This window comes from Streptomyces sp. NPDC058663 (genome assembly GCF_042716745.1).
Taxonomy (GTDB): Bacteria; Actinomycetota; Actinomycetes; order Streptomycetales; family Streptomycetaceae; genus Streptomyces.
Genome location: NZ_JBHXRV010000031.1, coordinates 91,290 through 109,152, shown reverse-complemented (window position 1 = coordinate 109,152; position 17,863 = coordinate 91,290). Strand labels below are relative to the sequence as shown.

17 protein-coding genes are annotated in these 17,863 nt (G+C 71.5%); 10 read left to right on the top strand and 7 right to left on the bottom strand.

What is annotated here, in order from left to right; genetic code table 11:
- Positions 1-257 precede the first annotated feature (257 nt).
- The 3 genes from ACFWVV_RS22940 to ACFWVV_RS22930 all read left to right on the top strand — a co-directional run bounded on the left by ACFWVV_RS22940 (position 258) and on the right by ACFWVV_RS22930 (position 3,215).
- The gene (locus ACFWVV_RS22940; protein ID WP_384359134.1) at positions 258-1,619 is read left to right on the top strand and encodes an aspartate aminotransferase family protein; all 1,362 of its coding nucleotides are present in this window, start codon (positions 258-260) and stop codon (positions 1,617-1,619) included.
- Between the two features lie 117 nt (positions 1,620-1,736).
- Positions 1,737-2,444 (top strand): GntR family transcriptional regulator, encoded by a 708-nt coding sequence (locus ACFWVV_RS22935; RefSeq protein ID WP_384359132.1) that lies wholly within the window; start codon positions 1,737-1,739, stop codon positions 2,442-2,444.
- Between the two features lie 123 nt (positions 2,445-2,567).
- The gene (locus ACFWVV_RS22930) at positions 2,568-3,215 is read left to right on the top strand and encodes a hypothetical protein (RefSeq protein ID WP_384359130.1); all 648 of its coding nucleotides are present in this window, start codon (positions 2,568-2,570) and stop codon (positions 3,213-3,215) included.
- A 304-nt stretch (positions 3,216-3,519) separates the two neighbouring features.
- On the opposite strand, the gene ACFWVV_RS22925 is transcribed toward ACFWVV_RS22930, so the two are convergent.
- Positions 3,520-4,317 carry an SLATT domain-containing protein gene (locus ACFWVV_RS22925; protein ID WP_384353965.1) on the bottom strand — a complete coding sequence of 266 codons (798 nt, stop codon included), beginning with the start codon at positions 4,315-4,317 and terminating at the stop codon, positions 3,520-3,522.
- A 539-nt stretch (positions 4,318-4,856) separates the two neighbouring features.
- On the opposite strand from ACFWVV_RS22925, the gene ACFWVV_RS22920 reads away from it, so the two are divergent.
- The 3 genes from ACFWVV_RS22920 (at position 4,857) to ACFWVV_RS22910 (ending at position 6,610) form a co-directional block, all read left to right on the top strand.
- Positions 4,857-5,192 (top strand): YbaB/EbfC family nucleoid-associated protein, encoded by a 336-nt coding sequence (locus ACFWVV_RS22920; RefSeq protein WP_384353963.1) that lies wholly within the window; start codon positions 4,857-4,859, stop codon positions 5,190-5,192.
- A gap of 148 nt (positions 5,193-5,340) precedes the next feature.
- Positions 5,341-5,940 carry a recombination mediator RecR gene (recR, locus tag ACFWVV_RS22915; RefSeq protein ID WP_384353961.1) on the top strand — a complete coding sequence of 200 codons (600 nt, stop codon included), beginning with the start codon at positions 5,341-5,343 and terminating at the stop codon, positions 5,938-5,940.
- Positions 5,933-6,610 (top strand): DUF5063 domain-containing protein, encoded by a 678-nt coding sequence (locus ACFWVV_RS22910; protein WP_384353959.1) that lies wholly within the window; start codon positions 5,933-5,935, stop codon positions 6,608-6,610. Before recR ends, ACFWVV_RS22910 begins: the two co-directional genes overlap by 8 nt.
- A gap of 117 nt (positions 6,611-6,727) precedes the next feature.
- Here the strand turns inward: ACFWVV_RS22910 and ACFWVV_RS22905 are convergent, their stop codons facing one another.
- Positions 6,728-7,510 (bottom strand): hypothetical protein, encoded by a 783-nt coding sequence (locus ACFWVV_RS22905; protein ID WP_384353957.1) that lies wholly within the window; start codon positions 7,508-7,510, stop codon positions 6,728-6,730.
- A gap of 278 nt (positions 7,511-7,788) precedes the next feature.
- Here ACFWVV_RS22905 and ACFWVV_RS22900 point away from each other — a divergent pair, with 278 nt between their 5' ends.
- The 4 genes from ACFWVV_RS22900 (at position 7,789) to ACFWVV_RS22885 (ending at position 12,559) form a co-directional block, all read left to right on the top strand.
- Positions 7,789-9,060 (top strand): aspartate kinase, encoded by a 1,272-nt coding sequence (locus ACFWVV_RS22900; RefSeq protein ID WP_384353955.1) that lies wholly within the window; start codon positions 7,789-7,791, stop codon positions 9,058-9,060.
- Entirely contained in the window at positions 9,057-10,118 is a 1,062-nt protein-coding gene (locus ACFWVV_RS22895) for an aspartate-semialdehyde dehydrogenase (RefSeq protein WP_384353953.1), read from the top strand. The genes ACFWVV_RS22900 and ACFWVV_RS22895 overlap by 4 nt, the downstream gene beginning before the upstream one ends.
- Positions 10,119-10,670: 552 nt before the next feature.
- Complete coding sequence (locus tag ACFWVV_RS22890; protein WP_384353951.1) at positions 10,671-11,273, top strand: SigE family RNA polymerase sigma factor; 603 nt, start codon at positions 10,671-10,673, stop codon at positions 11,271-11,273.
- Entirely contained in the window at positions 11,270-12,559 is a 1,290-nt protein-coding gene (locus ACFWVV_RS22885) for a hypothetical protein (RefSeq protein ID WP_384353949.1), read from the top strand. Before ACFWVV_RS22890 ends, ACFWVV_RS22885 begins: the two co-directional genes overlap by 4 nt.
- Here the strand turns inward: ACFWVV_RS22885 and ACFWVV_RS22880 are convergent.
- From ACFWVV_RS22880 to ACFWVV_RS22860, 5 genes are all read right to left on the bottom strand, one after another.
- Positions 12,529-13,440: an SURF1 family protein gene (locus tag ACFWVV_RS22880; protein ID WP_384353947.1), complete on the bottom strand. Its 912-nt coding sequence runs from the start codon at positions 13,438-13,440 to the stop codon at positions 12,529-12,531. The genes ACFWVV_RS22885 and ACFWVV_RS22880 overlap by 31 nt on opposite strands.
- A 413-nt stretch (positions 13,441-13,853) precedes the next feature.
- Positions 13,854-15,659: a S9 family peptidase gene (locus tag ACFWVV_RS22875; RefSeq protein WP_384353945.1), complete on the bottom strand. Its 1,806-nt coding sequence runs from the start codon at positions 15,657-15,659 to the stop codon at positions 13,854-13,856.
- A gap of 141 nt (positions 15,660-15,800) precedes the next feature.
- The gene (locus tag ACFWVV_RS22870; RefSeq protein WP_384353943.1) at positions 15,801-16,667 is read right to left on the bottom strand and encodes a serine hydrolase domain-containing protein; all 867 of its coding nucleotides are present in this window, start codon (positions 16,665-16,667) and stop codon (positions 15,801-15,803) included.
- 8 nt (positions 16,668-16,675) lie between these two features.
- On the bottom strand, positions 16,676-17,086 hold the full coding sequence (locus tag ACFWVV_RS22865; protein ID WP_384353941.1) for a thiol-disulfide oxidoreductase DCC family protein: 411 nt from the start codon (positions 17,084-17,086) through the stop codon (positions 16,676-16,678).
- Between the two features lie 104 nt (positions 17,087-17,190).
- Complete coding sequence (locus ACFWVV_RS22860; protein ID WP_384353939.1) at positions 17,191-17,730, bottom strand: hypothetical protein; 540 nt, start codon at positions 17,728-17,730, stop codon at positions 17,191-17,193.
- Between the last annotated feature and the right edge of the window lie 133 nt (positions 17,731-17,863).

The following is a 17,863-nucleotide window of genomic DNA, read 5'->3' as shown; positions in this document are numbered from 1 at the left end:
ACCCCCCAGGTCATCCGATCGACAGAGGGGACACAGTCATACCGGGCCCGGAGGCCAGCGGCCCCATTGCAGGACCGCGAAAAACATAACGGGGGGAGGGGGGCGGCCCCGCTGCCCAAGGCGGCGAGGTGATCAGGGCGGCCCCGCCGCCCAAGGGGGCTAGGGGGGCAGGGGGTCGACATCCTGCCGAGCTCGGGACCGGTTCGCGTACAGGATGGCCATGGCCCTCGCCCGCCCGGGCGACCTACCCTGCCCGCATGACCCCTCACCTCACCCCCGACCCCGCCAAAGGCGCCGCCATCAAGGCCGCCGACCGGGCGCACGTGTTCCACTCCTGGTCCGCCCAGGGCCTGATCGACCCCCTGGCCGTGGCCGGTGCGGAGGGTGCGTACTTCTGGGACTTCGAGGGCAACCGGTACCTCGACTTCACCAGCGGGCTCGTCTTCACCAACATCGGCTACCAGCACCCGAAGGTCGTCGCGGCGATCCAGGAGCAGGCGGCCACCATGACCACCTTCGCGCCCGCGTTCGCCGTCGAGGCCCGGTCCGAGGCCGCACGCCTCATCGCCTCCCGCACCCCCGGCGACCTCGACAAGATCTTCTTCACCAACGGCGGCGCGGAAGCCATCGAGAACGCCGTGCGCATGGCCCGTCTGCACACGGGCCGCCACAAGGTGCTCGCCGCCTACCGCTCGTACCACGGCGGGACCAACACCGCGATCAACCTCACCGGCGACCCGCGCCGCTGGGCCTCCGACAACGGGTCCTCCGGCACGGTCCACTTCTGGGCGCCGTTCCTCTACCGGTCCGCGTTCTACGCGTCGACCGAGGAGGAGGAGTGCGCGCGCGCCCTCCAGCACCTCCACGACACGATCGCCTTCGAGGGGCCCGCGTCCGTCGCCGCGATCGTCCTGGAAACCGTGCCCGGTACCGCCGGGATCATGACGCCGCCGCCCGGCTACCTCCAGGGCGTGCGCGAGATCTGCGACCGCCACGGGATCGTCTTCGTACTGGACGAGGTCATGGCCGGCTTCGGGCGCACCGGTGAGTGGTTCGCCGCCGACCACTTCGACGTCGTACCCGACCTGATGACCTTCGCGAAGGGCGTCAACTCCGGTTACGTACCGCTGGGCGGCGTCGCCATCTCCGGCGCGATCGCCGAGACCTTCGAGAAGCGGCCCTTCCCGGGTGGCCTCACCTACTCCGGCCACCCCCTGGCCTGCGCCGCCGCCGTCGCCACGATCCAGGTGATGGAGGAGGAGAAGGTCGTCGAGAACGCCGCCCACATCGGCGCGAGCGTCATCGAGCCCGGTCTGCGCGGCCTGGCCGAGCGCCACCCGAGCATCGGCGAGGTGCGCGGCAGCGGCATGTTCTGGGCGCTGGAACTGGTCAGGAACCGCGAGACCCGCGAGCCGCTCGTGCCGTACAACGCGACCGGAGCGGACGCCGCCCCGATGGCCGCCTTTGGTGCCGCCTGCAAGAAGAACGGCCTGTGGCCCTTCATCAACATGAACCGCACGCACGTCGTCCCCGCGTGCAACATCACCGAGGCGGAGGCCAAGGAGGGACTGGCGGCCCTGGACGTCGCGCTCTCGGTGGCCGACGAATACACGGCGTAACCGGCCCTGCCCGCGAGGGTCCCCGGCCGTCCTCGTGCAGCAGCCGATGTGATCTTCCCCCTTGTCCCGTTCCGGACGCCCCATAAGGTGTGGGGAGCGGACGAAGGGGGAATCACCATGCCCGCGAGCGGCTCCGGCACCCGCGGAACCGTGAACCGCAGCACCTTGCGCCAGCAGCTGACCGATGCGCTGCGTGACGAGGTTCTGGCCGGACGGCTGCAGAGCGGCCGGGAGTTCACCGTCAAGCAGATCGCCGAACAGTACGAGGTGTCGGCGACGCCCGTGCGCGAGGCGCTGGTGGACCTGGCCGCGCAGGGGCTGCTCACTTCCGACCACCACAAGGGCTTCAGGGTCCGCGAGTACTCGGCCGACGAGTACCGCGGCATGGTCGAGGCGCGGCGACTGGTCATCGAGGGCGTCCACCAGCGGCTCGCGATCGCCGCGGGCGACCTGCCGCCGGACCGGCTGGCGGTGCTGCGCCGGCGCGCCGAGGAGGCCGGGCGGACGGCCAGAACGGGCGAGTTGGACGTCCTCATCGGCTACGACCTGCGCTTCTGGAACGAGCTCGCCGGCATGATCGGCAACCCGCACATAGCTGCCTTCCTGCACCAACTCCGGGTCCGGTGCTGGGTGTTCTCGGTCCCCCACCTGCGCGCCGACCGCCACCTGCGGGACGGCGGCTGCCTGTGGACCGGCTACGAGGACGTCGTCGCGGCACTGACCCGCTGCGACGAGGAAGCGGTCTACGACATCCTCGCCGCCCACGACGAGGCGGCCCTGCGCTGGGCGCAGAGCCTGGGAGCGGCGGGGCCCACAGGGGCCTGAGCTGGTGTCGTCCCCGGCGGGAGGTCCTGCCCGCGCTCTTCGCGCGGCGTGTGCGGGGCATTACGCTTCCCTCACCGGCGTCGGCCAAGGGGCCGCAGCGCCCCGGACCGTGGAGGAGCCCCCTTGGCCTGTGACCTGTGGCTGGTGCCCCTTGTCGACGTGCTGTGCCAGAGCCCCGACAACCCCTTCGCCGAAGAGATCGCGGCATACGACAAGGCACTGACCGAGTCCGGTCTGCCGACGGTGCCGATCTTCCCGTACATGCCGGGACTCTCCGGCGACGTGGCCCCCGTCGCGGGCTTCGACTACGACGCGCTGCACTTCCTGCGGCGGGCGTACATCCTCCTCGCGCGCGGCCTCGCGGTCACCCCGGTCGGCGAACTGGGCGGCGACTACGAGCAGTTGCTGGAGGTGTTCGAGGACACGGCACTCGGCTCGCACCTGGTCTGGCACTTCGACCACGCGGGCGCGTACGTGCCCGTCGACTTCCCCGCCCCCCTCTCGAACGAGGAACTCCTCGCCGGAGGCGGCCCCTTGGGCTCGGTACAGGGCCTGCTGAGGGAGCTGGAGTACGTGGCTCCGGCGATCGGCATCGACCCGGCGAACCCGCCCGCGCCGCCCGCCCCGCCCACCGGTCCGACCACCCTGGAAGAGACGGCCCCCGCCCCCCTGGACCCGTCCCCCTTCGCCCGGGAACGGCACGTGTGGCTGGGCCTGCACGCCGCCACCACCCGAAGCCTCGCCCAAGGCTCCATGCTCATCTTCAGCTGACCCCCCGAGCCCCCTTGCGCGCCGGGGCCACCCGACCACCCCTTCCCCAGCCCCCATGGGCGGCGGGGCCTCCCGCACCCCCCTACCCCCCCGCCCCCATGGGCGGCGGGGCCGCCCCCGGGGGCGAGTGGGGTCTCCCCTGCTCGAGCGAAGCCGAGAGCTTGGGGAAGGGCGGGCAAGGGGGCGGCCCCCGGCGGAGCCGAGCACCCCTGTCCCGCCCGCCCCCGGCACCGCCCCAGTCCCGCCCAACCACCGCCACCCGGCCGGCCGGTCCGGGGGCCCGCCCAGGCCCCCGTACAAACCCCTACCGAGGCGACTCCGGCGGCCTCTGCCGAGGCATGTTCGGCCGAGTCCCCGGCGGCAACGGCACCCGCCCCCCCGGCCCGGCGGCCCCCACCGAACCCTCCACCCGCCCCGGCGACGCCGCCCCCAACGTCTGCATCACCAACGGCGCCGGCCCCGACCGGAACTCCACCATCCAGTCCGTGGTCTCGACCCGGACCAGCTCCGTGACGTCCTCCGTAAACCTCCGCAGCACGCCGAGACAACGTTCCGCCGCCTCGCTGGCCGTCCCGTCCGTGGGCCCGAGGATCTCCCGTACGCTCTCCGACGCCCAGTCGAACTGGAGCGCCGTCAGCCGCCGCTGCACCGCCTGCGCGGTCGCCATGTCCCGCATCCACCCGGACGTCAGTCCGAAGTACCGGTCGCAGGCCACGCACGCCGCACCGAGCAGCAGCGACAGGTAGCCCCAGCCCGCGCCGCCCGGCACCGTCCCGGTCAGATCCAGGACGGGCAGGGAGGCGCCGGTCACGACGGCCAGCGCCGTGGCCACCCGCAGGGCCCGGGCGCCGCGGCGCTTCCAGCCGCGGTCGGCCAGGTACCAGCGGGCCGTGCGCAGCGCCCCCTCCTCGACCCATCGGTAGAGCTCGTCCAGCCGCTCCGCGGGCTCGCCCCAGTCGCCGAGCGGGAACGGCCGGCCGGCCAGGTCCGCGGCGTCCCAGCCCCAATCGTCGGCGTCGCCGCCACCTGCGCCGGCATCCGGACCGGAACCGGCGTCGTGCCGGGCCGGCGGCCCCTCGGGCTGCATCTCCGGCTGACTCACCGGCACTCCTCTGCGTCTGGACTTCTGAGACTGCTGAGCTGCGCGCACGGACCGCGCACGGACTGCGCACGGACCGCCCCCGGGCCGGGTACGACCGAGTGCGGGCCGCGCACGGACCGCGTACGGACCATGCACGAACCGCCCCCGGACCACGCAAGAAGACCGCGTACGGACCGTTCCGGATCGCGTACGGGCCTCGAAGCGGCTGCGTACCGGCCGACCGCCGACCCTGCACGGAGGCGCGTTCCTCACCACCGCGGCCCGTCGGCAAACTCCTCCGTACGGGTGCGCCTGCCCCTTCCTACCGCCGAATAGCGGGCCATGCGGCCGTTGTCAGGGTTTTTCCCCCCGTAGGGGGCCGTGAGCAGGCGGGGGAGCCCCGGGCACTCACTCGAAAGAGTCACGCCCTACGGCATGGGGCGCGCCCTCGGGCGACCACGTAGGCTCGGAATGACCCGAGAACAGACCTCAGGACGGCCAGACCTCGGGACGACCAGACCGCAGGACGACCAGACCTCAGGACGACTAGGAGACATGCCGTGATCCCCGGTGGTGGCCAGCCCAACATGCAGCAGCTGCTCCAGCAGGCCCAGAAGATGCAGCAGGACCTCGCGAACGCCCAGGAGGAGCTCGCCAGGACCGAGGTCGACGGCACGGCCGGCGGCGGTCTGGTCAAGGCCACCGTCAACGGCTCCGGCGAGCTGCGCGCCCTGGTGATCGACCCCAAGGCCGTCGACCCGGACGACACCGAGACCCTCGCGGACCTCGTCGTCGCCGCCGTCCAGGCCGCGAACGAGAACGCGCAGACCCTCCAGCAGGAGAAGCTCGGCCCGCTGACCCAGGGCCTGGGCGGAATGCCGGGCCTGCCTTTCTGAAGGCCGCTGCCGGCACCGGAGCGGGGGTCGGCGCGCCGGCCCCACGAACCGGACCGGGGCACGGGCCCGTAGCCCTTCTGTACAGGCCCCCGCACCAACTACCGTACGTACCAAGCAGGACCGATCGACAAGCAGAGAAGGCAATCCGTTGTACGAAGGCGTGGTCCAGGACCTCATCGACGAGTTGGGCAGGCTGCCCGGCGTCGGTCCCAAGAGCGCGCAGCGGATCGCCTTCCACATCCTCCAGGCCGAGCCCACCGACGTACGACGGCTGGCGCACGCCCTCCTTGAGGTGAAGGACAAGGTCCGCTTCTGCGCGGTGTGCGGGAACGTCGCCCAGGAGGAGCGGTGCAACATCTGCCGCGACCCCCGCCGCGACGTGACCGTCATCTGTGTCGTGGAAGAGCCGAAGGATGTCGTCGCGATCGAGCGGACCCGGGAATTCCGGGGCCGCTACCACGTGCTGGGCGGCGCCATCAGCCCCATCGAGGGTGTCGGCCCCGACGATCTGCGGATCCGTGAACTGCTCGCCCGTCTCGCGGACGGCGCCGTCACCGAGCTGATCCTGGCGACGGACCCGAACCTGGAGGGCGAGGCCACCGCCACGTACCTGGCCCGGATGATCAAACCCATGGGTTTGAGAGTCACCCGGCTGGCCAGTGGTCTTCCTGTAGGGGGAGACCTTGAGTACGCCGACGAGGTCACGCTCGGGCGTGCCTTCGAGGGGAGACGATTGCTGGATGTCTGACGTCATTGCGGCCCGGTCCGCCGCCGGTCCCGGACCCGATTCGGAACCCGACTCGTTCGCGGTCCAGATCGCCGACCAGATCGAGAGCTTCATCCTGACGGTCACGGAAGTGGCCAAGGGAGACGAGCCCGACAGTGCTGTGCCGTTCCTGTTGCTGGAGGTGTCCCAGCTGCTGCTCGCGGGCGGCAGGCTGGGCGCGCACGAGGACATCGTCCCGGACGAGCGCTACGAGCCGGACCTCGGTCCGGAGCCGGACGTCGACGACCTCCGCATCCGCTTCGCGCGCATGCTGGAGCCCATCGACGTCTACTCGGAGGTCTTCGACCCGTACGAGCCGCGCAAGCCCCCTGTGGCCTGCCGGATCTCCGACGACCTGGCCGGCATCATCACCGACCTGCGGCACGGCCTCGCGCACTACCGCGCGGGCCGTACGTCCGAGGCCCTGTGGTGGTGGCAGTTCTCCTACTTCTCCAACTGGGGCTCCACCGCCTCGGCCACCCTGCGCGCCCTCCAGTCCCTGGTGGCGCACGTCCGTCTCGACCAGCCGCTCCAGGAGCTGGACGGCCTGGACACGGACGAGGACCTGGCGGAGAAGGACCTGGAGGAGGAGGCGGGACGCGTGATGCTGGAGGAGATCGCGGGACCGCTGGGAATCCGTACGGTGGGCTGAGTCCGGCCGCATGACCCGGGTGATCCTTATGGCCTGGCCGGTCCCTGTGCCCCGGCTGGTCCGCATGCCCCGGGTCGTCCCTGTGCCTCGGCTGGTCCCTGTGCCCCGGGTGGTCCTTCACGACGACGGACCGGCCGGGGCATTCGGCTGCCGGTACGCGGGCTGCGGTCCTCTCGGCATGTCGCCGCCGGCCGCCTCGGCGGGCGAGCCCGCCTCCACCCGTACCGCCACGCCCGCGTCCTTGGTGAGCTGCTCGCGGAACTCCTTCGAGGCAGCCCCCGCCGGGGAGGACCCGACGGTCAGGTCGGAGCCGTCGATGCTGACGGTGTGGATCGGGTGGGCGTACTTCTTCCAGTCGTGCAGGCGCTCACCGGCCGCCGCCACCCGCACGTGCGCGTACCGGCCCCGGTAGAGGTCCACCCGGGTCGTGTCGACGTCCGGATGGCTCCTGCGGACGGCCTCCACCCACTCCTTGCCGCGCTTCAGGTCGGTCACGCACAGGACGACGCGGCCGTGCGGCTGGTCGACGATGAAGTCGCTGTAGATGTCGGCGTACCTGGCGTACGGGCCGCCGCCGCGCTTGGGCGGGGAGAAGGCCCTGGCCAGCGCCTGGGCCTCGGGAGTGTTGGCCGGGATGCTGCCCTGGACGAGGGCGGGCGGGGCGCCGCCGTGGGACAGGTCCATCTTGGGGCAGGGCTTCGTGGCGGTGGCCACCCCGGGCGCGGTCTCCGACGTACGGATGGCCGGGGGCCCGCCCTGTTGCTGCGTCCCGCAGGCGGTGAGGAGCAGGGCGGCGGACGCGGCCAGGGCCACGGCTGCGGCTGCCGCCGACGGGGGTGCGGAAGCCGGTCCGGGTGCGGTGCGGGCCGGGGTGCCCGGGCCCCTGCGGAAGCGGAACATGTAACTCCCTTGTGTGCGACGGGTGTTGGGCGTGTGACGCGCCGCCCCGCTCGCCGGTTCCGCCTGCCGCGGCCCCGGGGTCCGTACCGCCGCCATGTGACCCGGCACACCTTTCGCGTACCCCCGCACGACCGGGGCAGCATCCCCGTCGAGCAGGAAGGACGCTGTGCAACGTCCGCTTTGTGAGCGGCTCGTCTCGCGATGCGATACGCCGCTGGCGTCCCCGCCCTGCTCGCTAGACTGAGCCGACCGCAGTAATGACCTAACGAGGAGCGCACGTGGGCCTTGTCGTGCAGAAGTACGGAGGCTCCTCCGTCGCCGATGCCGAAGGCATCAAGCGTGTCGCCAAGCGAGTCGTGGATGCCAAGAGAGACGGCCATCAGGTCGTCGTCGTGGTGTCCGCGATGGGCGACACCACGGATGAGCTGATCGACCTCGCCGGGCAGGTATCTCCGATCCCTGCCGGGCGCGAATTCGACATGCTGCTGACCGCAGGAGAGCGGATCTCCATGGCCCTGCTGGCCATGGCGATCAAAAACCTGGGCCACGAGGCCCAGTCCTTCACGGGCAGCCAGGCCGGAGTCATCACCGACTCGGTCCACAACAAGGCGCGCATCATCGACGTCACCCCGGGCCGCATCCGGACCTCGATCGACGAGGGCAACATCGCCATCGTCGCCGGGTTCCAGGGCGTCAGCCAGGAGGGGAAGAACATCACGACCCTCGGTCGCGGTGGTTCCGACACGACGGCCGTCGCGCTGGCCGCCGCCCTCGACGCCGAGGTCTGCGAGATCTACACGGACGTGGACGGCGTGTTCACCGCCGACCCCCGTGTGGTGAAGAAGGCGAAGAAGATCGAATGGATCTCCTTCGAGGACATGCTGGAGCTGGCCGCGTCCGGCTCCAAGGTGCTGCTGCACCGGTGCGTGGAGTACGCACGCCGCTACAACATCCCGATCCACGTACGCTCGTCCTTCTCGGGCCTGCGCGGAACGTGGGTCAGCAACGAGCCGCTGGGAGACACCAAGGTGGAGCAGGCCATCATCTCGGGCGTCGCGCACGACGTCTCCGAGGCCAAGGTCACGGTCGTCGGGGTCCCGGACAAGCCGGGCGAGGCCGCGGCGATCTTCCGCGCCATCGCGGACGCCGAGATCAACATCGACATGGTCGTGCAGAACGTATCCGCCGCCTCCACCGGCCTGACGGACATCTCCTTCACGCTGCCCAAGACCGAGGGCCGCAAGGCCACCGAGGCGCTGGAGAAGGCGCGCGCGATCATCGGTTACGACTCGCTGCGCTACGACGACCAGATCGCCAAGATCTCCCTGGTCGGCGCGGGCATGAAGACCAACCCCGGCGTCACGGCCGGCTTCTTCGAGGCGCTGTCCGACGCGGGCGTGAACATCGAGCTGATCTCGACCTCCGAGATCCGCATCTCGGTCGTCACCCGCGCCGACGACGTGAACGAGGCCGTGCGCGCCGTGCACACCGCCTTCGGACTCGACACGGACTCCGACGAGGCCGTGGTCTACGGAGGCACCGGCAGGTGACGAAGAAGCCGACGCTCGCGGTCGTCGGGGCGACCGGGGCGGTCGGCCGGGTCATGCTCCAGATCCTGTCGCAGCACGCCGACATCTGGGGCGAGATCAGACTCCTCGCCTCCCCGCGCGCGGCCGGCACCACGCTGGCCGTGCGCGGGCAGGACGTGGAGGTACGGGCGCTCTCCGAAGAGGCCCTGGAGGGCGTCGACGTCGCCCTCTTCGACGTGCCCGACGACGTGGCCGCCCAGTGGGCGCCCGTCGCCGTCGCCCGGGGTGCCGTCGTGGTGGACAACTCGGCGGCCTTCCGGATGCACCCCGAGGTCCCGCTGGTGGTCCCCGAGGTCAATCCGCACTGTGCGCGCAACCGGCCCCGCGGCATCGTCGCGACGCCCAACTGCACCACCCTGTCGATGATCGTCGCGCTGGGCGCCCTGCACGCCGAGTTCTCTCTCGCCGAGCTGGTGGTGTCCTCGTACCAGGCGGCCAGCGGTGCGGGCCAGGCCGGCATCGACACCCTGCGCGCGCAGCTCTCGCTGCTGGCGGCCGAGCCCGGCGCGGGCACCGTGCCCGGCGGCGTACGGCGCGCGGTCGGCGACGACCTCGGCCCCTTCCCGGCGCCGCTCGCGCTGAACGTGGTGCCCTGGGTGGGCTCCGTACAGGACGGCGGCTGGTCGTCCGAGGAGCTCAAGATCCGCGACGAGTCCCGGAAGATTCTCGGACTGCCCGACCTGAGGGTGACCGCGACCTGTGTACGGGTCCCCGTCATCAGCACCCACTCCGTCTCCGTGCACGCCCGCTTCGAGTCCGAGGTGGGCGTCCGGCGGGCGCACGAGATCCTCGCCACCGCCCCTGGCGTGGTCCTCTTCGACGATCCGGCGGCCGGGGACTTCCCCACGCCCGCCGACGTGGTGGGCACCGATCCCACCTGGGTCGGGCGGGTGCGCCGCTCGATGGACGATCCCCAGGCCCTCGAACTCTTCGTGTGTGGCGACAATCTCCGCAAGGGATCTGCCCTGAATACGGTGCAGATCGGCGAATTGGTCGCATCCGAACTCGCGCTCGATTAAGCGGAAACCTTTGTAGGATCTGTGAACGCCCTGTGCGTGCATAACGGGTCTGGACCGCTCGCGGTGGCGTGCGGTCGTGTTTGATGAAGCCTCCGGCCCTGGAAGCCTCCGGCCTTGTGGGAACCGGGAGTTGGGCGGGGGGCGTCTCTGTGGTCGCCCTCGGGCGGGGCCACGGCAAAATCGGGGCAATGGGGAGGGGCGGTTACGCATGGGGCGAATCGGTGCACCGAGTACACCGTCAAAAGCGGCGTCCTGCGCGTACAACCCTGACGGGGAGAAGCGTGTCCAACAGGCGTGGCAGCAGAGGTTCTCGACATCACGGCGCTCTCGCTGCGCGGCGCGTCAGTGCGCCCGCGGCGTACGACGCGCGCGCCCGGCGGAATGCCGGTGATCGCGCCCATGCCCGCGGCGCGGCCCGCCCGCATAGTGGCGCAGGCGCAGGCGCAGGCGCAGGCGCAGGCAGGGCCGGTGCAGGCGGGGCCGGTGCAGGCAGCTGCGGTGGCGCCAGTGGCTTCGGTAGCGCCAGTGGCTTCGGTGGTTCAGGCTGCTGCGATGGCACCCGTGGCACCCGTGGCACCCGTGGCTACCACGGCGTCCGTGGCGCACGGTTCGGCGACGTACGGTTCCTCGCTCGTGGCCACTGAGGAGACGACCGTCGCGGAGGGCACGACGGTCGACCACCTGACCGAGACCTACCGCGCGCACTACCGCTCGCTGCTCGGCCTCGCGGCGCTGCTGCTGGACGACACCGCTTCGTGCGAGGACGTCGTCCAGGAGGCGTTCATCCGGGTGCACAGCGCGCGCGGGCGCGTCCGGGAGCCGGAGAAGACCCTCGCCTATCTGCGGCAGACCGTCGTGAACCTGTCCCGCTCGGCACTGCGCCGCCGCATCCTGGGCCTCAAGCTGCTGTCCAAGCCGATGCCGGACATGGCGAGCGCCGAGGAGGGCGCGTACGTCAGCCTGGAGCGGGACGCGCTGATCAAGGCGATGCGCGGGCTGCAGCGGCGCCAGCGCGAGGTGCTGAGTCTGCGTTACTTCGCGGACATGACCGAGGCGCAGGTCGCCGAGACGCTCGGAATATCCCTGGGCTCGGTGAAGGCGTACGGTTCACGCGGGATCGCGGCGCTGCGCGTCGCGATGGAGGCCACCGCATGAGCGGGAGCAGGGACGGGTACGAAGAGGACCGCCACGGGCGGTACGGGCCGGACGGGCCGCGAAACGACCGGACTGGGAACGAGATGGTGAACGACGGGTGCAACGGGCGCGATGAGCGTCACGGGCGCGGTAACCCGCCGGACGGACGCGCGCCCGGTGCGGCCGGCCCCGCGCTGAGCTCCGACGAGCTGGCGATCCGCCGGCTGATGCAGGGGGCGGTGGAGGGCCTGGCGCCTTCCGACGGCGCCCTGGACCAGTTGCGCAGAGCGGTTCCGGCCCGGCGGGCCAGACGCCGCCAGGCCGTGGTCGGGGCGGCCGCGGCCGTACTGCTGATCGGCACCGCGGTCCCGGCCTTCCTGCATGTGTCCAACTCCCGCGGCTCCGCGACCGCCAACGCCGCCAACGCGGGCCACGCCGAGAGCTCCAGGGGCGCCGACGGCGGCCCCGCGAACGCCGGCTCCGGCGACGGCGACCAGGGAGCGGACGGCGGACCCCAGGACAGGACCCCCGGCAAGTCACCGGGCCAGGACAAGGCGGACAAGCAGAAGGAGTCCGAGGCGGGCAGCCCCCACACGGGTGCCACCGGCAGCGGCGACGCCAACGGCACGGACGGCCAGGGATCGGGTGACGGCGCCTACGAACAGATCAGCGGCGAGCCGCCGAAGCCCGCCTGCGACGGCGGTCAGCTGAAGGTCGTCAAGGCGGTCACCGGCGCCCCCGACGCCAAGGGCCGCGTCTACGGCACCTTCCGCATCGCCAACAAGTCCGGGGCGGAGTGCGCCGTGCCGGGCGAGGGCCGGATGAACTTCCAGGCCATGGGCGCCGCCGACGAGTCGCGCATCAAGGTCGTCGAACACACCTCGGGCGACCCGGCTGACGGACTGCCCGACCCGGCGAAGGAGGCGCACGCCCTGGTGCTGCCGCCGGAGGCGGCGTACGAGGTGAAGTTCGCCTGGGTCCCGCAGTCCACCTGCCCCACGACGGGCGCCTCCCCGGATCCCACGCCCACCGCGGGCACCGGGGACACCGGGGGTCAGACGACGGGCGGCGGGCCCGGCGGCGACGGGGGAGGAGGCGGGGGCGGCAAGGTCCCCGAAACGGGCTCGGAGGGCTCGGCCGACGCCACCGGTACGGCCACCCAGCTCGGCACGGCGGACGGCGACCCGGCGAACGGCAAGGTCGCCGTGACGCACACCGCGGAACCCGGCGCCCCGAGCGCGGAGGCCACGATCCCCAACGCGTGCGCGGGAACGATCTACCGGACGGGCGTACTGGACGCACCCTGACCGGCGGCCCCCGCATCGCCCGCGGTCGCGGCGGCAAGGTCGCCCCCGGTCGCGGCGGCAAGGGGGGGCCCGGCATCCGGGTTCTCGTCGGTCGCCGAGGCGTCGGCACCGGTCCCGGCATCTGCGGGGATGCCGAGCTCCAGGTCCCGGGCGGCCTCGGCCTCGCGCCGCATCAGCCGGAACCACATGAAGAGTACGAACCCGGCGAAGACGAACCACTCGCCGGTGTACCCCAGGTTCTGGAACGCCTTGAGGTCCAGCCCGCTGCCCTGCGGTGCCACCGCGGGCACCGGCTTCAGCCCGGCCTCGCTGGTGCTCTGGGTGATCCACGCGTCCTGGACGGGGTACGGAACGAGATTGACGAGGGTGGCGGAGCTGATCATTCCGACCTGGCCCGCGGGCAGTCCGCCGCGGGAGTTGACCCCCTTGGTCTGCTGGTTCTCGGGCGCCTGGAGCGCACCGGTCACGGTGACCTCGCCGGGGGGCGCGGGCGGCAAAGTGGCCTTGCCGGCATCGCCCGGGGCCCAGCCCCGCACGACCGGCAGGGCCTTGCCGCCGCCGGACGCCGTCTTCAGCATCGCGAGGACGTAGTACCCCCGTTTGTCGTCGAGGGTCCGCCCCGGCACCAGGAACTGCTCGCCGTACCGCCCGGACACCTTCGCGGGCTTGCCGGAGGTCTCGGTGGAGACGGGCAGCAGCGCGTCGAGCGGTGCCGCGGTCTGCTGGGCGGGATCCGGGGCCGCTTCCGCACTGCGGTGCGAATCGACCCGCGCCTCGAAACGTCCGAGCTGCCAGGACCCCATGAACACGCAGAAGGGAATGGCGAGCACAACGAAGAGGTTGATCCCCCACCACCGCGGAGTCAGCAGAAACCGGTACACGCCCCCACGGTACGTTCCCGTGCCGCCCCGCCGACTGGCGGGGGCGGCACTTGTGACGTACTCGGGGGACGCGCACGCCGAGCGGGACGCCGCCCGTTCCCTGGTCCGGCGTCCGAGGTCCGGCGTCCGAGGTACGCGAGGGCCGGGCGCCGGCCCCAACCTGCTCAGGGGCCGGCACCTCCGCTCCCAGCCCGAATGACGCCGGATGCCAGGTCAGGGCGCAGCGCACTCCGTGCTCGGGCGGGCAGCGCACGTAAGGGCCGGGCGCCGGCCACTCCGTGCTCGGGCGCGCGGCGCACGCCAGGGCCAGGGCCAGGTCCGGGCGTCGGCCACCCGCTGCTCCGGCGGGCGGCGCGCACCAGGTCCGGGCGCCGGCCACCCCCTGCTCCGGCGGGCGGCCGGCGCCTCCGTACTCAGCCCAGATGACGCCGGACGAAGTCGATCTCCAGGCGGACCTGCTTGATCCGCTCCTCCACCACCAGCGACCCGTGCCCCGCGTCGTACCGGTACACCTCGTGCACGGCACCGCGGGCGGCCAGCCGGTCGACGTAGTTGTCGATCTGCCGGATCGGGCAGCGCGGGTCGTTGACCCCCGCCGAGATGTAGACCGGCGCCCGCACCTCGTCGACGTACGTCAGCGGTGACGAGGCCGCGAACCGCTCCGGCACTTCTTCGGGCGTCCCGCCGAGCAGCGTCCGGTCCATCGCCTTGAGCGCCTCCATCTCGTCCTCGTACGCCGTGACGTAGTCGGCCACCGGCACGGCCGCCAGTCCCAGCGCCCAGTCGCCGGGCTGCGTCCCTAGCCCGAGCAGCGTCAGGTACCCGCCCCACGAACCCCCGGACAGCACGATCCGCTCCGGGTCGGCCAGCCCGGCGGACACGGCCCACGCCCGTACCGCCGCGATGTCCTCCAGCTCGATCAGCCCGACCCGGTGCTTGAGCGCGTCCGTCCACTCCCGGCCGTACCCGGTCGAGCCCCGGTAATTGACGCGGACCACCGCGTACCCGTGGTCCACCCAGGCCGCGGGGCCGGCCGCGAACGAGTCGCTGTCGTGCCAGGTCGGCCCGCCGTGGATCTCGAAGACCGTCGGGAACGGGCCCTCGCCCCCCGCCGGCTTCTGCACCAGCGCGTGGATGCGGCCGCCGGGCCCGTCCACCCACACGGTCTCCACCGGCACGGACTCCGGTGCCCTGGCCCCGGGCGGATCGAGCACGACGCCCCCGTTCGTGGACCGTACGGCGGACGGCTGCGCGGCCGAGGACCACAGGTACTCGATGGAGCCGTCGGGCCGCGCGGTGGCACCCGAGACGGAACCGGCAGGCGTTTCGATCCTGGTCAGTGCGCGGGACTCGACGTCGTACCGCCAGAGCTCACTGCGGGCCTCGAAGCTGTGCCCGATGAGCAGGGCGGACCCGTCCGGGTACCAGTCGGCGTTGACGTCGCCGGGCAGGTCGATCGCCAGCTCGCTCTCCGTCCCGGCGAGCGGGTCCCAGATCATCGGCTCCCAGCGGCCACGCCGCTGGTGCCCGACGAGCAGCCTGCTGTCACCGGCCACCGGGGCGAACCCGAGGACCTCAAGGCCCAGTTCCTCCGCACCACCCCTGGTGTCGTCCAGCTCGGCGACGGTCGAACCGTCCGGCCGCACCACGCGCAGCGCGGAGTGCATGGCGTCGCCGTGCTCGGTGTGTTCGATGGCGATCAGGGAGCTGTCGTGGGAAAGGTCGCCGACGCCGGCGGACTCCCGGTGCCGGTAGATCTCGACCGGGTCCCCGCCGCCGGGCAGCACGACATGGACCGTCGAGCCGTCCTCATCGGTGGACCGCCCCACCACGGTGGTCCCGTCCCGGCCGAGCGCCAGCCCGGCCGGGTACGAGGGATCGAGGCCGGGAACGGCGGCAACGTCCTCCCCTCCGTCGAACGGCTGCCGCCGCCAGACCCCGAACTCGTCGCCGTCGGTGTCGTCGAACCACCAGATCTCCGCACCGTCCGGACTGAGCACGCCGTCCGTGGTCCCGTTCGGCCGCTCGGTCACCTGGCGCTGCTTCCCGGTGGCCCGGTCCCAGGCGTACAGCTCGTAGGTCCCGGTCGCGTTGGACACGAAGAGTGCGCGGTCGGGGGCGTCGTCCGCCCAGTCGGGCAGCGACACCCGGGGAGCCCGGAAGCGCTGCTCCCACACGGGGACGGACCGGTCGGTGCTTTCGTCATCTCGATTGCTCATGGCTCCATGAAAGCCGATACACCCGACACCCCGTCCCCACCTGTGGACAACTCCGCCGCAACACCCCGCCCCACCAAAGTTGTCCACAGGCGGCCCGGTCAGCCGATGCCTTTGCTGCACCGGCTGCCGGGCGGGCCACTACTACTGCTTTGCACTCTCTGCCGACTGCTCGTCGGAAGGGCTGGAGACGAGCTGTTTCAGGAGTGCGACAGCCAGTTCGTCCGTGCGGTCGGCTTCTCCGCTGAGGCGGTGCACCAGCACCCAACTGCCGTCAGGAAGAGCCCCGGCGAAGACGGACGCGTCGCCAGTGGCACCGTTGTGCCAGAGCAAGGGTCCGGTCCTCTGCCAGGAAAGCGCGGGCTCTCCCAGTTCGCGGCCCACCAGCAGTGCGGGCACCAGGCGGGCAACGGCCCTCGGGGTGGCCCAGAGTCCCCCGGCGGGGAGGATCGCGCCGGTCATGGTCCAGGGACGGCGTGGCCGTCCGAAGAACCCACGTCGGCAGAGGCTTTTGCCGGGTGGGGGAGCGGCTGTCACTTCCGCGATGTCCAGCGGGGCGAGAACGTACCGAGTGAGAAGTTCCTGGAACGGCATACCGGCAGCAGCGACAAGCGCCGCTCCGAGAACGGCGTAGCCGAGGTTGGAGTACTCCTCGATGGCACCCGGTTCGGCGGCGGCAAGGGAGTCCAGCCTTCCGAGCACAGCGTGCAGGGCTGTCTCGTCGAATGCGGCATAGGGGTCGCGCCGTCGCAGGCCCGGAGGTACCCGGGGCAGGCCGGAGGTGTGCAGGGCCAGGTGCCGCAAAGTGATGCCGGTGTCCGGGGGTACTGGCAGGAACTCGTCCAGGGGGGCATCCATACTGACCGTCCCGGCCGCATCCAGCTGAGCCAGCACCGTGCCGGTGAGTACTTTGCTGAGCGAACCGATCTGTACATACAGGTCCGTGGCATGGCCGTGAAGGACTTGGGGCGGCTGGTTGCTCGTGAAGATGCAGGTAGGGACCGCGGGCATGAGGGCTCTCAGTGTGGAGGGCGGGGAATCGCGCAGGCGGCGGTTCCCGCGGGCATCCGGTGCCGGTTCGCAGCAACCCACCGGTAGGTCTGACGGGCAATGAGGCTGATGCCCGGTAGCCGGAGGAAGAAGGCCAGCGCACGGTACCGACGGCGCGGAGACGACCGTAGGAAGTGGGCGAGAGCATCCACCCCGCCCCACCGTGGGCTGCCGTCGACGAACAGCAGGACCTCCCGGTCGAGCCGCTGGAGATGCGGCTGCGTGAGGTGCTCGGGGAGCGATTGCCAGGTTTTCGCGGGTATCCGGGGTCTGGCGCGGTCGCGGATCTGCTGAACGGCAGCCTGGCAGAAACCGCAGTCACCGTCGAAAGCCAAGACGGCGTGCGAGGTGGTGGCACTGTCGTGTGCGATGTTTTCCATGCGGAGAGTCCTCTCTCGTCAGTGGTGGTCAGGGCACTGGTCAGGGCACCACAAACGGTCGCAGAAAATCGCCGCACCTCGCCCGCGTGCAAGAGCTCGCCGCTTCACCCCAACGACAGCCACTCCTCCAGGAGGCTCACACGGTGCCGTGATCGCAGCACCTCGGTGGGCTGCGCCTTCTCCCACCAGTCGGTCATGACCGACGGTGAGAACTCGCCCCGCACCATGCGGGCCAGCAGTCCGAGCGAGAGATCAACCTCTCGTTGGGTGTATGCCGACGACGCACCGGAGTAGACCGGCGTTTTGGTCTCGTCGCTCCCGGTGACGATCACCACGGTCATTTCCGTCGGGCTGCCGGGAACCCATGCGTCCAGGGCGGCTGCGGCGAAAGTCGCGGCGCGGGTTGCCCACCGGGTGGCCGCTGACCGAACCGGTGCTTCGGTCACCCGCAGATCAGTGACGTCGGACCAGTTCCACTGCAGTGGTTCGGCACCGACAACCTCGGGGCCCTCGGAGGACAGAAGTACGCCCGGGTTCGGCTCGACCGGCGGCATGCCCACGTACAGGCCGTCCTCGCCAACCCAGAAGAGGCCGACCATGCTGCCCAGTTTCTGCTGGGTTCCGTGGGACGGTGTCGATTCCACTGTGAGCTCCTAGTGCCTGGCCGGCTCCATGATGGAGCCGACGCTCCCGAACATAGGCAGGTGCTGGAACAGCGCTGCCGCATTTGAGCCACGCAGGTCGCCGAGGGACGTGCCCGCGACCCCGCTTCCCCGG

Coding starts and splice junctions, on each gene's coding strand:
- ACFWVV_RS22865 (WP_384353941.1), bottom strand. CDS start 17,086: ATGGAAAACATCGCACACGACAGTGCCACCACCTCGCACGCCGTCTTG.
- ACFWVV_RS22885 (WP_384353949.1), top strand. CDS start 11,270: ATGAGCGGGAGCAGGGACGGGTACGAAGAGGACCGCCACGGGCGGTAC.
- ACFWVV_RS22910 (WP_384353959.1), top strand. CDS start 5,933: ATGTCTGACGTCATTGCGGCCCGGTCCGCCGCCGGTCCCGGACCCGAT.
- ACFWVV_RS22870 (WP_384353943.1), bottom strand. CDS start 16,667: ATGCCCGCGGTCCCTACCTGCATCTTCACGAGCAACCAGCCGCCCCAA.
- ACFWVV_RS22890 (WP_384353951.1), top strand. CDS start 10,671: ATGGCACCCGTGGCACCCGTGGCACCCGTGGCTACCACGGCGTCCGTG.
- ACFWVV_RS22935 (WP_384359132.1), top strand. CDS start 1,737: ATGCCCGCGAGCGGCTCCGGCACCCGCGGAACCGTGAACCGCAGCACC.
- ACFWVV_RS22940 (WP_384359134.1), top strand. CDS start 258: ATGACCCCTCACCTCACCCCCGACCCCGCCAAAGGCGCCGCCATCAAG.
- ACFWVV_RS22905 (WP_384353957.1), bottom strand. CDS start 7,510: ATGTTCCGCTTCCGCAGGGGCCCGGGCACCCCGGCCCGCACCGCACCC.
- ACFWVV_RS22875 (WP_384353945.1), bottom strand. CDS start 15,659: ATGAGCAATCGAGATGACGAAAGCACCGACCGGTCCGTCCCCGTGTGG.